This is a genomic window from Marinactinospora endophytica, assembly GCF_054780875.1.
This window is the reverse complement of the sequence record NZ_BAAGVM010000006.1, coordinates 238777-252185: the sequence shown is the minus strand read 5'-3', so window position 1 is coordinate 252185 and position 13409 is coordinate 238777. Positions and strand designations below refer to the sequence as shown.

General features: G+C 70.8%; 12 protein-coding genes. 6 read left to right on the top strand and 6 right to left on the bottom strand.

The genetic code is table 11. From position 1 onward, the window contains the following. The first annotated feature begins 26 nt into the window (after window positions 1-26). Window positions 27-1049 (top strand): 4-hydroxythreonine-4-phosphate dehydrogenase PdxA, encoded by a 1023-nt coding sequence (gene pdxA / locus ACYVHU_RS14065; protein ID WP_078762278.1) that lies wholly within the window; start codon window positions 27-29, stop codon window positions 1047-1049. Window positions 1050-1181: 132 nt separating this feature from the next. After that, window positions 1182-1550, top strand: a complete 369-nt coding sequence (locus tag ACYVHU_RS14060) for a hypothetical protein (protein WP_078762277.1) — start codon at window positions 1182-1184, stop codon at window positions 1548-1550. A gap of 2 nt (window positions 1551-1552) precedes the next feature. Here ACYVHU_RS14060 and ACYVHU_RS14055 read toward each other — a convergent pair whose 3' ends face one another. The 3 genes from ACYVHU_RS14055 to ACYVHU_RS14045 form a co-directional block, all read right to left on the bottom strand. After that, window positions 1553-1876: a DUF4873 domain-containing protein gene (locus ACYVHU_RS14055; RefSeq protein WP_078762276.1), complete on the bottom strand. Its 324-nt coding sequence runs from the start codon at window positions 1874-1876 to the stop codon at window positions 1553-1555. Between the two features lie 63 nt (window positions 1877-1939). Then, window positions 1940-3460, bottom strand: a complete 1521-nt coding sequence (locus tag ACYVHU_RS14050) for a flavin-containing monooxygenase (RefSeq protein WP_078762275.1) — start codon at window positions 3458-3460, stop codon at window positions 1940-1942. A 159-nt stretch (window positions 3461-3619) separates the two neighbouring features. Then, window positions 3620-4546 carry an AurF N-oxygenase family protein gene (locus ACYVHU_RS14045; protein WP_078762274.1) on the bottom strand — a complete coding sequence of 309 codons (927 nt, stop codon included), beginning with the start codon at window positions 4544-4546 and terminating at the stop codon, window positions 3620-3622. A gap of 362 nt (window positions 4547-4908) precedes the next feature. Between ACYVHU_RS14045 and ACYVHU_RS14040 the strand changes: the two genes are divergently transcribed. Continuing rightward, window positions 4909-5673 carry a MerR family transcriptional regulator gene (locus ACYVHU_RS14040; protein WP_078762273.1) on the top strand — a complete coding sequence of 255 codons (765 nt, stop codon included), beginning with the start codon at window positions 4909-4911 and terminating at the stop codon, window positions 5671-5673. A gap of 13 nt (window positions 5674-5686) precedes the next feature. Here ACYVHU_RS14040 and ACYVHU_RS14035 read toward each other — a convergent pair whose 3' ends face one another. Together ACYVHU_RS14035 and ACYVHU_RS14030 are read right to left on the bottom strand one after the other, a co-directional pair. After that, complete coding sequence (locus tag ACYVHU_RS14035; protein ID WP_078762272.1) at window positions 5687-6622, bottom strand: alpha/beta fold hydrolase; 936 nt, start codon at window positions 6620-6622, stop codon at window positions 5687-5689. 95 nt (window positions 6623-6717) lie between these two features. Further along, a complete protein-coding gene (locus ACYVHU_RS14030; RefSeq protein WP_078762271.1) occupies window positions 6718-8571 on the bottom strand; it encodes a GMC family oxidoreductase in 1854 nt (617 codons plus the stop codon). A gap of 226 nt (window positions 8572-8797) precedes the next feature. Between ACYVHU_RS14030 and ACYVHU_RS14025 the strand changes: the two genes are divergently transcribed. Together ACYVHU_RS14025 and ACYVHU_RS14020 are read left to right on the top strand one after the other, a co-directional pair. Continuing rightward, complete coding sequence (locus tag ACYVHU_RS14025) at window positions 8798-9412, top strand: DUF6230 family protein (RefSeq protein WP_078762270.1); 615 nt, start codon at window positions 8798-8800, stop codon at window positions 9410-9412. A gap of 4 nt (window positions 9413-9416) precedes the next feature. After that, window positions 9417-10772: a DUF6114 domain-containing protein gene (locus tag ACYVHU_RS14020; RefSeq protein WP_078762269.1), complete on the top strand. Its 1356-nt coding sequence runs from the start codon at window positions 9417-9419 to the stop codon at window positions 10770-10772. A 54-nt stretch (window positions 10773-10826) separates the two neighbouring features. Here ACYVHU_RS14020 and ACYVHU_RS14015 read toward each other — a convergent pair whose 3' ends face one another. Beyond that, on the bottom strand, window positions 10827-12644 hold the full coding sequence (locus tag ACYVHU_RS14015) for a UvrD-helicase domain-containing protein (RefSeq protein WP_144390133.1): 1818 nt from the start codon (window positions 12642-12644) through the stop codon (window positions 10827-10829). Between the two features lie 427 nt (window positions 12645-13071). Between ACYVHU_RS14015 and ACYVHU_RS14010 the strand changes: the two genes are divergently transcribed. Then, a complete protein-coding gene (locus tag ACYVHU_RS14010) occupies window positions 13072-13401 on the top strand; it encodes a DUF3817 domain-containing protein (protein WP_268805380.1) in 330 nt (109 codons plus the stop codon). Window positions 13402-13409 lie beyond the last annotated feature (8 nt).

Sequence of the window (13409 nt, the reverse complement as noted above, 5' to 3'; positions counted from 1 at the left end):
GCCCCCACCCACTGGAGGGACCAGACATGACCGAACGCCCCACCCTCGCCGTCACCGTCGGCGACCCCGTCGGCATCGGACCGGAGATCACCGTGCGCACCCTCGCCGAGGTCGGCGCCTCGGCGTCGGCCCGCGGCGTCGTCGTCGCCGACCCGGCCGTGCTGCGCCGCGCCGTCCAGGTGTGCGGCCTGGACGTCGAGATCCGCACGGTGTCCTCGTGGGACCTGCCCCCCGAGCAGGAGGGGGTCATCGACTGCTACGACATCGACGTCCTGGGTGAGCAGGAGCTCGCCTGGGGCGTGGTCGACGCCCGCGCGGGCCGGGCCGCGGTGCGCGCCATCGAGGTCGCGACCAAGGCCGCCATGGACCGCGACGTCGCCGGCATCGTCACCGGCCCCATCAACAAGGAGGCCATCTGGGCGGCGGGCAGCAAGCACCTCGGCCACACCGAGATGCTGGGCGAACTGACCGGGGTGACCCGCCAGACCACGATGTTCGTGGTGCGGGGCAAGAAGATCTTCTTCGGCACCCGGCACCTGTCGCTGCGCAAGGCCCTCGACCAGATCAACGAGGAGCAGCAGGTCGCCGTCATCAACGAGGCGCTGACCGCGCTGCGCGTGTTCGGCGACGACGAGCCCCGCCTGGCCGTGGCCGCCATCAACCCGCACGGCGGCGAGAACGGCGCCTTCGGCGACGAGGAGATCGTCCACCTCAAGCCGGCGATCGAGCGGGTGCGGGCGACCGGCGCCGACGTCACCGGACCGGTCCCGGCCGACTCGGTGTTCCACCAGCTCCTCCAGGGGCGCTACGACGGCGTGCTGTCGCAGTACCACGACCAGGGGCACATCGCGGCCAAGACGTTCGACTTCCACGGCACCATCTCGGTGACGGTCGGCCTGCCGATCCTGCGCACCTCGGTGGACCACGGCACCGCGTTCGACATCGCGGGCAAGGGGCTGGCGGAGGAGGGCACGATGAAGTCGGCCTTCCTGCACGGCGCGGAGTTCTCCCACTTCGCCGACCGCATCCGGGCCGAGTACGGTAGCTGACCCCGGCCTCCCCGCCCCTTCCACGCGGCGTGGAAGGGGCGGGGCCGAGACGGCCTGTGGACGGCCACCGCGCGGGCGAAGGCCGTTCGCCTAACGTCGGGACTCCCAACCGACCCGTCAGGGAGGCCCACGGTGCGCTGTGTCGTCCAGATCGAGATCGAGGCGGCGGGCGCTGTGCCCGTCCTCGACGAACTCCGTTCCCGGGGGGCCGCCCATGTCCTGACCGAGGACCTCGGCGCGATCGTGCGCGTCGAGGGGCCCGGGGGGATCGTGGTCCGCCTCCTGGAGCATCGGTGTCTTCCCCACGACCGGGGCGTCCTCGTCGGTCTGCTCGCCGAGGCCCCGTCGCCCGACCGGGCCGGCACCGGACTGCGTCTCGCGTTGGCCCGCCTCCTGGGCGAGCGCGCCTGCCTGGCGGGATGGCGGGTGGCGCGGGTCTGGACGGTCCCGGTCGCCGCCCCGCCGTCCCCTCCGGGCGCTTCCGGGGCGGGGGCGCGATGACCTCACTCGTCGGCGAACACCTCGGGCACCGCGAACGGGGGGCGGCCCGATCCCGACACCGGGTGTCCGCCCCAGACGTTGGGATCGCCGATCCTGCCATGCCCCTCGTGGCCCTCGGGGGTGCGCACCACGACCGTCCTCGCCTTCCCGGCCGCGTACCACTCGCTGACCTCGCTGTTGGGGGCCAGCCGGCCGACCCAGCGGTAGCCGCCGGTCAGCGGGTCGAAGTGACCCGCCAAATGGGCTTCGGCGGCGATCTCCCGCTCGTCGACCACCACGGTCACCGGACCGCGGTACTCCTCTTCCTCGTCTCCCATGCCGCTCATCTCGCGCCTTCCTGGATGTTCGTGAAACGGTGTGGTGCGGTCCCGCCCGCGGGCGGGACCATGTCAGGCCGCCACGGCCGTCCGGGACGCCGGCGTCTCGCGGCGGAGGAGGTAGTTGGCCGGGTCGAACCTGCGCGTGCGCAGCGCGTAGGACCAGGTGAACGTCGGCCACAGCGTGGTGTTGCGGCCCTCGGAGTTGAGATACCAGCTGTCGCAGCCCCCCGAGGTCCACACGGTTCCCTCCAGGGCGTTTTGGACCCACGTGTTGTAGGCGTCCTGGGCGTCGGCGCGCACCTCGATCCGGTCCAGCCGGTTGCGGCAGGCGTAGCGCAGCGCGGCCATCACGTAGGCGATCTGCGCCTCGATCATGAACACCTGCGAGGTGTGCCCGAGCCCGGTGTTGGGTCCGGTCAGCAGGAAGAAGTTGGGGTAGCCGTTGATGGTGGTGCCGCGGAACGCCTGGGCGTCCTCGCCCCACCGCTCGCCCAGGGCCACCCCCGCCGCGTCGTGGACACGCTGCGCCACCGGGATGTCGGTGACGTGGAACCCGGTGCCGAAGATGATCGTGTCCACGTCGTGCTCGGCACCGTCGCGGGTGATGATCGAGTGTTCCCGGATCTCGGCGATGCCCTCGGTGACGACCGAGGCGTTGGGGCGGGTGAGCGCCGGATAGTAGTCGTTGGACATCAGGATGCGCTTGCAGCCGATGGTGTAGTCCGGCGTCAGCTTCGCCCGCAGCCACGGGTCCTTGACCTGGCGGCGCAGGTGGAAACGGGCGAGCGCCTCGGCGGCCTTCGTCAGCCTGGGGTTCTTGGCGAACCCGAACACGTAGTTCTCCCGCGCCCAGTAGATGCTGGTCCGGGCGATCCGCTGGGTCACGGGCAGGGCGCGGTAGAGCCGTTGCTCGATCCCGCTGATGGGGCGGTCGTGGCGTGGGATGATCCACGGCGGCGTGCGCTGGAACAGGTGCAGGCGCCGGACCAGCGGCTGGATCCGGGGGACGAACTGGATGGCCGAGGCGCCGGTCCCGATGACCGCGACATCGCGTCCGCGCAGGTCGTGGTCGTGGTCCCAGCGCGCCGAATGGAACACCGTGCCGGCGAACCGCTCGAGGCCGGGGATGTCGGGGATCGACGGATCGCTCAACGGCCCCGTCCCGCTGACCAGGAACTGCGCGGTCAGCGTCCCCCCGCTCGTCTCCAGCCGCCAGCGGTTGGCGTCGGGCTCCCAATGGGCCGCCAGCAGTTCATGACCGAACCGGACATGGCGCACCACGTCCTCGTCCTTGGCCACCCGCAGCAGGTAGTCCCAGATCTCCGGCTGGGGCGAGAAACTGCGGCTCCAGCCGGGGTTGGGCGCGAAGGAGAAGGAGTACAGGTGCGAGGGGACGTCGCAGGCGGCACCGGGATAGGTGTTGTCCCGCCAGGTGCCGCCGATCTCGTCGGCGCGTTCCAGCAGCACGATGTCGTCCAGACCGGCTCGTTTGAGGCGGACGGCCATGCCCAGTCCGGCGAACCCCGTACCGATGATGGCGACGCGGTGGTGGGGCACTCCCGAGGCGGGGGGCTCAGGGGCTTTCGTCACGAGCGGACCTTTCACGAGGGAAACCGGGGTCGGCCACGGCGTCCGGTGACACGGGCGCGATCGTTCCACCGGGACGCCGTGGCCGCTGCGCACGGCCGGGGCACGAGGCCGGGGCCGTGCGAGTTCGACGGGCCGTGGCGGTGTGCGCGCGACGATCGGTCAGGCCGGCGCCCCGGGGCGCCCCAGCAGACCCGCCTTGCGCCACAGGTACCTGCCCGGACCCGAGATGGCTCCGGCCTTGCTGAGCGTCGCCACGACCTTGCGCGCGGCCCAGGTGCGCGTGTCCACCCAGTGCGGGTTGCGCAGCGCGACCCTGCGCGCCTCGCGGGGGTTCAGTCCCACCGCCGCGTAGCAGCGGGGGTTGATGAGGCGGGTGGTGGAGTAGTAGACGACGAGGCCGAGCACGAGCCGGGTGTAGGCGCGGGACAGCGCGTTCCTCCTGGGCCAGTCGCGGATGAACTCCTCCCGCGCGTAACGCATGTGCCGGGCCTCCTCGACCACGTGGATGCGCGAGACCGCGCGCACCAGGGGTTCCAGGGACTCGTCGGTCATGGCCTCGCGCTGGATCTGGTCGAGGATCTCCTCGACGAACAGCGCCCCACTGAAGGTGAGCGGGCCGTTGGAGATCGTCTTGAACACCTTGCCGAGGAAGTGGGTCACCGGGTCGAGCCGGTAGTAGGGGGCGCCGAGCCTGCCGACCATCTTGGCGAACATCACCGAGTGACGGCACTCGTCGGCGATCTCGGTGTAGGCGTACTGGATGTGGTTGGAGGTGGGGTCGCGGTCGTAGGCGTGGCGTACCAGCATCTGCATGAGGATCGTCTCGAACCAGATCCCGATGCTGGCGATGCTGGCGACCTCGTGGCGGCTCAGCTCCTTGCGCTGCTCCTCGGTCATGCGGTCCCACAGCTCCGTCCCGTACAGCGAGACCCGCTCGGGGCGGAGGGCGTAGCGGTCGCGGTCGATCGGCGCGTCCCAGTCGATCTCCACCAGCGGGTCGAAGGACGCCTTCGCCGAAGAGCGCAGAAGCCGTTTGGCGATGTCCTCGCGGTCGGTCGGGGCGGGCGCCTGTGCCTGGACGGTCATGGCGTTTCTCCTTGCGGGTGCGGCGCTGCTGTGCGTGAGGGACGGACGGGCCCCGGTGTGCCGGCAAGCCGCGGGGTGTCCGGCCGGGCCCATCCCCGACGAGGCGGTGGCGAGAGCGGGGTGGTGGGCGCCGTGGAGCCGGAGGCGGGGCGGAGATGAGGGGCGCGTCCGCTGAGATCACCCTGCGTGTCCGGCGCCAATGTGACCTCCTCCACAGTTCTCATTAAGAACGTTACAATGAGCATTGTCACGATGCAATAGGGAATTTTCCGGGCCCGTGGAGACCCGCGACGGCCCGCACCACTCCGGTTCCCAGCCCGGGAGCGCGCCCTCCCACGCCCCACGGTCCATAAGCTGAGCCCATGGCCGAATACCGCATCGACGAGCTGGCCCGGCTCGCCGAGACCACCGTCCGTAACGTCCGCGTCTACCAGGACCGTGGACTCCTGCCGCCTCCTCGCAGGGAGGGCAGGGTCGGCATCTACACCGAGGCCCACCTGGCCCGGTTGCGGCTCATCGGCCAGCTCCTCAAACGCGGCTACACCTTCGCCAACATCAGCGAACTGGTGACCGTCTGGGAGCGCGGCGGCGACCTCGCCGACGTGCTCGGCTTCGAGTCCGCGGTCGGCGATCCCTGGACCGACGAGATCCCCGTCTACGTCACCCTGGACGAATTGCGCGGGATGTTCGGCGGTCAGGTCACCCCCGCCACGTTGACCCGTGCGCTGCGGCTCGGCCTGCTCGAACGCGACGGTGTGCGCTTCCGCGCGCCCAGCCCGCGCCTCCTGCACGCGGGAGCCGAACTCGTCTCCATCGGGATGTCCCTGGACGGCGTCCTGGACATCGCCGAACAGCTACGCGAGCGCATCGACGCGGCGGCGCGGGACCTGGTCGGGACGGTCGCCGACCACGTTCTGGCGGTACACGCCCCCGGCGGGCTGCTCCAGGGAGACGACATCGCCGGCGCGGCCGAGCTGATCCGCCGGGCGCGTCCGCTCGCCCAGACCGCGGTCGACGCGATCCTCGCCCAGGCCATGGCCCACCACCTCCAAGAGGCCCTGGGCGAGCACTTCGCCGCCGTCCTGGAACACCTCAAGGCGGCGAAGGAGGAGCGGCACAGCGCCTGACCGCCGCCCTGCCTCACAGGGCGGCCCGGCACAGCTCCGCCAGCCGCTCCTCCACGAGTCGGGGACTCTCCAACATCGGTACATGTCCGACCCCGGGCAGCAGGTCCAGCCGGGCGTCCGGCAGGGCCCGCGCCAGCGCGTCGCCGTGGTGGGCCGGCGTCAACCGGTCCTCCTCGCCCAGCATGATCCTCACCGCGACGTCACGCAGCGCCGTCGGAAAGCGCGGCGCGCCCGACGCCACGACCTCCGGTCGGAAGGCGGCGATGACGGCCGTGGGTGTGGCGTGGAGGAGCTCCGCGCACTCCCGGACCAGCATCGGGTCGGCGTGACGTCCAAAGAGCGTCCGGCGGACGAGCGCCTGGTGAGCGCTCCAGTGGGCGGGAAGGAGAGCGCGCAGGTGCTCGACCGGTCCGGGGAGCGCTGCGAGCGCTCCCAAGACGCCGCGCCGCGCGAGGGCGGACACGCGCGCCGCCCGCGGAAGCCCCGGACCTTCGGGGGCCGGCCGCCCGGACGGCACGGAGACCAGCAGGAGCCCGCGGACCCGATCGGCGACGAGATCGGGATGGGCCGCGGCCAGCGCGCACACCGCCACACCCCCCACGCAGTGCCCGCCCAGGACCACAGGGCCCGTCGGGGCGAACTCCCGGATGACCGCGGCCAGACCCGCGCCGAGCAGCCCGCCGTCCACACGGCGGGCGCCCAGGGTGGAACCGGCGTGGCCCCGCTGTTCCCAGCGCACCACCCGCACCCTCCCCGGCTCGATCCCCGACCGGCCTGAGAACAGCGCCGACACCTGAAGACGCCAGGTGTCGGAGGACAGGAACCAGCCGTGGCACAACACGACGGTCAGCGGAGCGTCGTCCGGCCCGCGCAGGAACACCCGCAGCAGCGCGCCGTCGGGTGTCCTGAGGCTCCGTGGGCTTTCGACGGCGTAGCGCAGGGGGGTCATCGAGCCTCCGTCCGGGGGCGTCCACGGACCTGACGGCCCGTGAGGGCAGGGGAGGGCGGGAAGGGACCGGAGGGGAAGCCCCGCCGGAGTGGGAGTCAGCCTGCCGCCGCGGTGGAGGCCGGAGGGACCACCTCGACGGAGAGGGAGCGACGCCGACCGAAGTTCAGCTCGGCGAACGCTCCCGCGGGAACGGCGGGATGGCGGGGGAAGACCGGGTCGACACGCCGGTAGGGGGATCCCGGCTCGGGCCTGGGGTCGGCCTCACCCCGGTTGGGCCACAGCGACATCGCCCGTTCCGCCTGCGCGGTGATCGTCAGGGAGGGGTTGACCCCGAGGTTCGCCGAGACCGTCGATCCGTCCACAACGGAGATCCCCGGGTGGCCGTAGAGCCGGTGGTAGGGGTCCACCACTCCCTGCTCGGGGGTGGCGCCGATGGGACAGCCGCCGAGGAAGTGCGCGGTCAACGGGATGTTGAACACCTCCCCGACGGTGCCGCCGGGGAACCCGTCGATCTCCTTGGCGAGCCGCGTCATGACCTCCTGGCCCTTGGGGATCCAGGTCGGGTTGGGAGCGCCATGCCCCTGTCGGGACGTGAGCCTGCGTCCTCCCCACAACCCGCGCCGGGTGTAGGTGGTCAGCGAGTTGTCCAGCGACTGCATCACCAGGCCGATGATGGTGCGCTCGGAGAAGCGGCGCACCGAGAGGCTGCGCGCGAAGACGTAGGGATGGGCGGCGGCCAGGCCGAGGAAACGCAGCCAGCGGGGGATCCGTCCACCACCGGGCACCTGGATCGTGGCGAGGAGTCCCATCGCGTTGGACCCCTTTCCGTAGCGCACCGGTTCGACGTGGGTGTAGGGGGCGGGGTGGATGGAGGAGGTGATGGCGACCCCCCGGGTGAAGTCCTCGGGGGGCGTCATCGACGTGGTCATCGCCCCGGCCAGGGACTCGGAGTTGGTCCGGGTCAACGATCCCAGTCGGGGCGAGATGCGGGGGAGCAGCCCACTGTCGCGCATGGCGTGCAGCAGGCGCTGGGTGCCGTAGGTGCCCGCGGCGAGCACGATGTTGCGGGCGGTGAGGGTGCGGGCGTTGGCCCGGACCCGCGGAGCGCCGGTGACGAGGGTGTCCACGGCGTATCCACCGCCGAGGGACTCGGGACGCTCACGGATCCGCTCCACCGTGGTCATCGGATGGATCACCGCGCCGCCGCGTTCGGCGAAGTAGAGGTAGTTCTCGGTGAGCATGTTCTTCGCGCCGTGTCGGCACCCGGTCATGCAGTTGCCGCATTCGGTGCAGGAACGCCGGCGTGGGCCGGCACCGCCGAAGTAGGGATCGGCGCTCTCGGATCCGGGTTCGATCCGCTCGTTGCCCTCGCCGTCGAGTCCGTCACCGTAGAAGACGCCGACCGGGGCGAGGCGGAAGGTGTGGCCGACGCCCATGTCCTCGGCGACCTTCTTCAGGTGCACGTCGGAGGGGGTCATGTGCGGGTTGGTGCGCACCCCGAGCATCCGTTTGGCCTGGTCGTAGAAGGGGGCCAGTTCGTCGTGCCAGTCGGTGATGTCGCGCCACTGCCGATCGGCGAAGAACTCCCTCGGCGGTTCGTACAGCGTGTTGGCGTAGTTGAGGGAACCGCCGCCGACGCCCGCGCCGGCCAGGACGAGCACGTCACGGAGCAGGTGGATGCGCTGGATCCCGTAGCAGCCGAGAGCCGGGGCCCACAGGAAGTTGCGCAGGTCCCAGGAGTTCTTGGGCAGGGTCTGGGGGGTGTAGCGGCGGCCTGCCTCCACGACGCCGACGCGGTATCCCTTCTCGGTGAGGCGGAGCGCGCTGACCGAACCGCCGAACCCGGATCCCACCACGAGGACGTCGTAGTCGAACATGTCGTCCCCGGAGCCGGGGGTGGTGGGCCGGGGGGCCGTGGTCTCCGCGGTGTGGTCGTGCTCGGGGGCCATGGCACACCTTCTCTTCTCTCGGGGACGGGGAACGTGGCCCGAAGCGTGCTCGAAATGAAAAACGAGCCACCTAGAAATGTGACATTAACTATTGTAATCTTCCTCACCTACTGATGAGTAGGGTGTCACATGGAAAACCCGAGCGGTCATCCCTCTCGAGACCCCCGATCCCCCATCCCGGGCGCGGGACCGGCCACGGCCGACCCCGGTTGAGGAGGCAGTTCCCATGGCAGAAGAAACGCAGACGATCGTCCAGGGCGGTGTGGGGTGGAGGCGTTTCCTCCTCGCCCTCGGCCCCGCCCTCGGTGCGGCCGCGGTCCTCGTCGTCCTCACCGCCCAGGGCAGCATCGCCGCCTCCTTCGCGGTGTCCGGCCAGAACTTCAAGGTCTCGGCCGACTCCCTGGAGGGAACGGGATTCGCCCAGTTCGGCGACGTCGCGACCTCCGTGGACGACACCGCTCACCCCGTCGCGCTGTCGGTCATCGACGACGCCGAGCTGACCAACCTGTGCCAGTCGGTCCTGATGGAGACGCCCGTCGGCGACGTGACACTGCTCGTCGAGGCCGGTCAGGACGGCACGCCGGTGACCGCCCGCAACATGGTCATCGACCTGGAGCAGCTCTCCGGGGAGGCGTCCTTCTCCGGCATGCAGATCGGCCGTGACGCCAGCACGTTGGAGAACGCCAGCGGCGAGGCCGGCGCTCCCGGGGGGTTCGGCATGCAGGCCGGCACCATCAACGTCACCGACCTGCGGCTCACCGCCTGGTCGGTCAACGCCGGAACCTTCGGGCTCAACGGGCTCCAGCTCGGTGTCAAGCCCGGCGACCACGAGTGCTTCTAAGGCCATGAGAAGGCACGGAACCGCCCAACTCCGGCATGCTCCCCGACAGGGGTTTCGGACATGGCGCAGGACCCGTCCCTTCTGGGGCGGCCTCCTCGTCATCGTCGCGGGTCTGGCCATCGTCGCGGCTCCGATGGCGCCCCTCCCCTTGATCATCCACCAGGGCATCGCCGGCGTCTCCGGCTATTTCGTCGGACTGCTGCTCATCGCGATCGGCGTGCTGACCTGGCTGCAACCCGCCCAACGGTTCTTCTTCGGGATCGTCGCCATCCTGCTCTCGCTCGTCTCCTTCGTGACCTCCAACTTCGGCGGGTTCGGCATCGGCCTGCTCACCGGCATCGTCGGCGGCTCGTCGGTCTTCGCCTGGGGCCCCAAGGAACCCCGTGAGCATCGGCGCCGGGCACGCGGCTCCGCGACCGTCCCGCCCACCGGCCCGGCGGAGAAAGAGCCCGCAGCGGAACCCCGAGGGGACGGCACATCCGAGGAGCGGCCTCCCATCGTCGGAAGCGAGGGGCAGGTCCACGGCGTCATCGCCTTTCCCCTGGCGCTCCTCCTCGCCCTGTCCGCGCCGGCCTGGCCATGGGATGACCGGTTCGGTGGTGGGCAGGAGGGGACGGCGGAGCAGGAGGCCACCCCCAGCCCGTCTCCCTCGCCCTCGGTCTCCCCCTCGCCCGGTTCCCAGCCCTCCGAGCCCCCTGGAGCCTCACCCGGCCCCGGCGACGGAGGTGAGGACGACGGCGGGGACGGTGATGAAGACGGCGGTGAGGACGGCCGGCCCGAGGAGGAGGACGAGGAGGGCGACTCCGAGGAGGAGGCCGAGGTCGCCGAGGAGTGTCAGGTCCGCGAAGGGGTCACCGACATCTCCGAGGAGGAGTTCCGCGCGATCATCGAGGCCTGTGAGGCCGCCCGGGAACGCGGCGAGGTCCCGGACTTCACGGTCCATGAGGGGGATGGCAGGTTCATCGCGCACACCGCCCCCTCCGGCCTGAGCGCCGACCGCCTCACGATGAGCGGGGCGGCGTTCGGCGGCGTCGTCGAGTACCCCACCACCGACGGCCCGCGGCGTTATCTGAAGCTCACCATGGACGAGGGGGTCTTCACCGGGGCCGAGAAGTGGTTCGAAGAGGGAACGGTCCGTAGCACGCTGGACATCCCCTCCATGACGATGGAGGGCGACGTCGTCTTGCACGTCACCCGGATGGAGGTCCGCCTGCTCGGCATCCCCCTGACCTTCACCCCCGACTTCCCCCCTCCGTTGCTGCTGCCCTACATGATCGTCACCGACGTGGACGTCGAACATCCCCTCGCAGAGGCGGACTCCATCGTCATCGACGGTTTCGCCCAGTCGGTCGGTTCCTGAGCGCACACCAGGCGTGAGCCCGGCCGTCCACGGGAACGGCCGGGCTCACGCGTTTCAGCGACGCTCGGCGTGGGCCGGACGCGGCAGCAACCGGCTCGGCTCCCCGACATGGGACACATACAGCGCGTCACGGGCCCGGGTGCACGCCACGAACACGAGGTTGCGTTCCTGCTGGTGGACCTGTTCCAGGGCGACGGGGTCGCCCTCGGCCGCCTCGATCGCGGCCTTCGGGGGCAGGAGCGGCTCACTCAGGCCGACCACCGCCACACAACGGAATTCCTGCCCCTTCAGTTTGTGCATCGTTCCCACGCGCACCCCCTCGGCATCCTCGCCGGTGTCCAGCGGCGCGGTGGCGATCCCGCGGGCGGTCAACTCCTTGGCCACGTGCCGCACCACCCACTGGTTGCGCCCGGCAACGGCGATGGAGGAGGGGACGATCCCGGCTTCGAGCCACCCCCGGACCCACGCCCCGAGCGCGGCCAGCTCCTCCGCCCGGCTGGAGCAGGCGCGTACCACCGGATCGGGGCCGTGCAGGAGGGAACGGTAACCCGCGAGGGTGTCGGCGTTGTCGTCCAGCCCCACGGCCGCCGTCCGCCCCAGGATGGGCAGCGCCCAGTCCAGGATCTCCTGGGTGATCCGGTAGCCGACCCGCAGCCGGTGGCTGCGACCGCGCACGTTGATCCCCAGCGACGCCAGGGAGACCCGGTTGTCGTAGATCCGCTGGTGCGGATCGCCGACGATGAACAGGTCGTCGGGTCCTTCGTCCACCGCCGCGCGTAGCAGTCGCCACTGCGCGGGGTGGAGGTCCTGGGCCTCGTCGACGACGACGTGCTGGTAACGGGGGCCCGAGTGGCGCAGGAGACGGGCGGCCTCCTGGGCGATCTGGGGGTAGAACCACTCGCCGGCCACACGCATCGCGCCGGTGTAGCGCCGGATCGTCTCCCACACCAGGGTGCGGTGCTCGGGGGCGAGGTGCAGGATCCGACCATTGCGTTCACAACGGATGTAGGAGGGCAGGTCGGTGATGTCCCGGGCGAGGATCACCTGCTCCCACTCGTCGACCAGGAAACGGCCGGAGTAGGGGATGCCGTCGGCGCGGGCGGCCTCGCGCCAGCGCTCGGCGAGCGCCTCCTTGGCGAGTGTCTGGAGGGGCGCGCCGGACTGTTCCTGGACGATCCCCCGGGCCAGGGCGTCGATGGTGACGACCTCGATCCGGGAGCGCACGTGGGGGTCGGGGACGATCCGGTCGAGCTGATCGGCCAGGGTGCGGGCGAGGAGCCGGTTGAAGGTCGTGAGCAGGACCGGACGGTGACCGGCGGGACCGTCGAGGCGGTCCTGTAGGGAGGCCAGGTGCGCCGCCCGATGCAGCGCGATGACGGTCTTTCCGGTCCCGGGACCGCCCGTGACCTGAGCGGACCCGTTGAACCGGGCGCTGGCGATGCGGTGTTGGTCCGGGTGCAGGGTGATCCGCCATTCGGCGAACGAACGGCCCAGGCCGCGGGAGAGCTCGGCGGGGCCGCTGACCCGCGGGGCGCGGGGCGTGGCCATGGGGGACGGGGTGTGTGGTTCCACGATCTCCATGGGGGCGGTGGAGGGGACCCGGTAGCCCCGGGCGAAGGCGACCGCCTCGTCGTGGGGGCGGACCGCGACAAGGCAGTAGACGTCCGCCGAGGTCGGCGCGACGACACCAGACCATTCGGGACCGATCTGCATGACGCGCACCCGGGGGTCCGGTGCGTCCGAAATAGGTTCGAGGTCCTTTCGGTCACCGGCCATGTAGGCCTGCATGACCGTCAGCGTGGCGGCCTGGACCCGGGCATCGAGACGGGAGAAATCGCTGAGGAAAGTCGGGGCAATCGCGAGCTGAGGCACGTCGGGGGTTCCTCCGGTCATCGACCTGACGTGGGGATTCGCGTGGGGAAGAAGGTTGCGTGCAACCACCGCGTCACCTAAGAACATCGCCCCCGCGGAATTCCGGCAAACCCCTTGGGAAGGAGGAATCCAGACCGGTCACAAGGAGCCGGAGCGTGTGGTGTCCGTGCAGCTCAGGACGTGTTTTCAAGGCCGGTTCCGGGGGTGGGCAAGATGATGTGGCCCACGGAGGCCTCGCGCTGGGGAAGCGAACGCGGCACCTGTGACCGTAAAACGCTTATCAGTGGGGCCGAAAAGAAGAGGGGGGGAGGGACGGGACGGGGCCGGCGAGAAGAGGACGGCGGAGGAGGCCGGTTCTGGCCACCTGTGGGCGCGGGTTAGGGTGAGGCGGTCCCACCCCGCGTCGTCCGGTCCAGGAGGAGTTCAGTTGCGCGCAGCGATAGTGACCGCGTTCCGGGTCGTGGCGGCGGTCGAAGCGGTGACCTGGATGGGGCTGCTGGTCGGCATGTTCTTCAAATACGTCGTCGTTCACAACGAGATCGGCGTGACGATCTTCGGCCCGCTGCACGGCATCGCGTTCATCGTCTACGTAATCCTCGCGGTGCTCGCCTGGTGGACCCTGCGCTGGCGTCCCCTGACCGGGCTGCTCGCGCTCGTCGCGAGCGTGCCGCCACTGGGCACCGTGGTCTTCGAACGCTGGGCCGCCGGCACCGGACGCCTCGCCGTCGAGCCCGCGCGCGAGCAGCAGCCCGCCTGACGGGTGGG

Excerpts from the sequence above, each read along its gene's own strand:
- pdxA (WP_078762278.1), top strand. The coding sequence starts at position 27 with ATGACCGAACGCCCCACCCTCGCCGTCACCGTCGGCGACCCCGTCGGC.
- ACYVHU_RS14055 (WP_078762276.1), bottom strand. The coding sequence starts at position 1,876 with ATGAGCGGCATGGGAGACGAGGAAGAGGAGTACCGCGGTCCGGTGACC.
- ACYVHU_RS14045 (WP_078762274.1), bottom strand. The coding sequence starts at position 4,546 with ATGACCGTCCAGGCACAGGCGCCCGCCCCGACCGACCGCGAGGACATC.
- ACYVHU_RS14040 (WP_078762273.1), top strand. The coding sequence starts at position 4,909 with ATGGCCGAATACCGCATCGACGAGCTGGCCCGGCTCGCCGAGACCACC.
- ACYVHU_RS14035 (WP_078762272.1), bottom strand. The coding sequence starts at position 6,622 with ATGACCCCCCTGCGCTACGCCGTCGAAAGCCCACGGAGCCTCAGGACA.
- ACYVHU_RS14030 (WP_078762271.1), bottom strand. The coding sequence starts at position 8,571 with ATGGCCCCCGAGCACGACCACACCGCGGAGACCACGGCCCCCCGGCCC.
- ACYVHU_RS14025 (WP_078762270.1), top strand. The coding sequence starts at position 8,798 with ATGGCAGAAGAAACGCAGACGATCGTCCAGGGCGGTGTGGGGTGGAGG.
- ACYVHU_RS14020 (WP_078762269.1), top strand. The coding sequence starts at position 9,417 with ATGAGAAGGCACGGAACCGCCCAACTCCGGCATGCTCCCCGACAGGGG.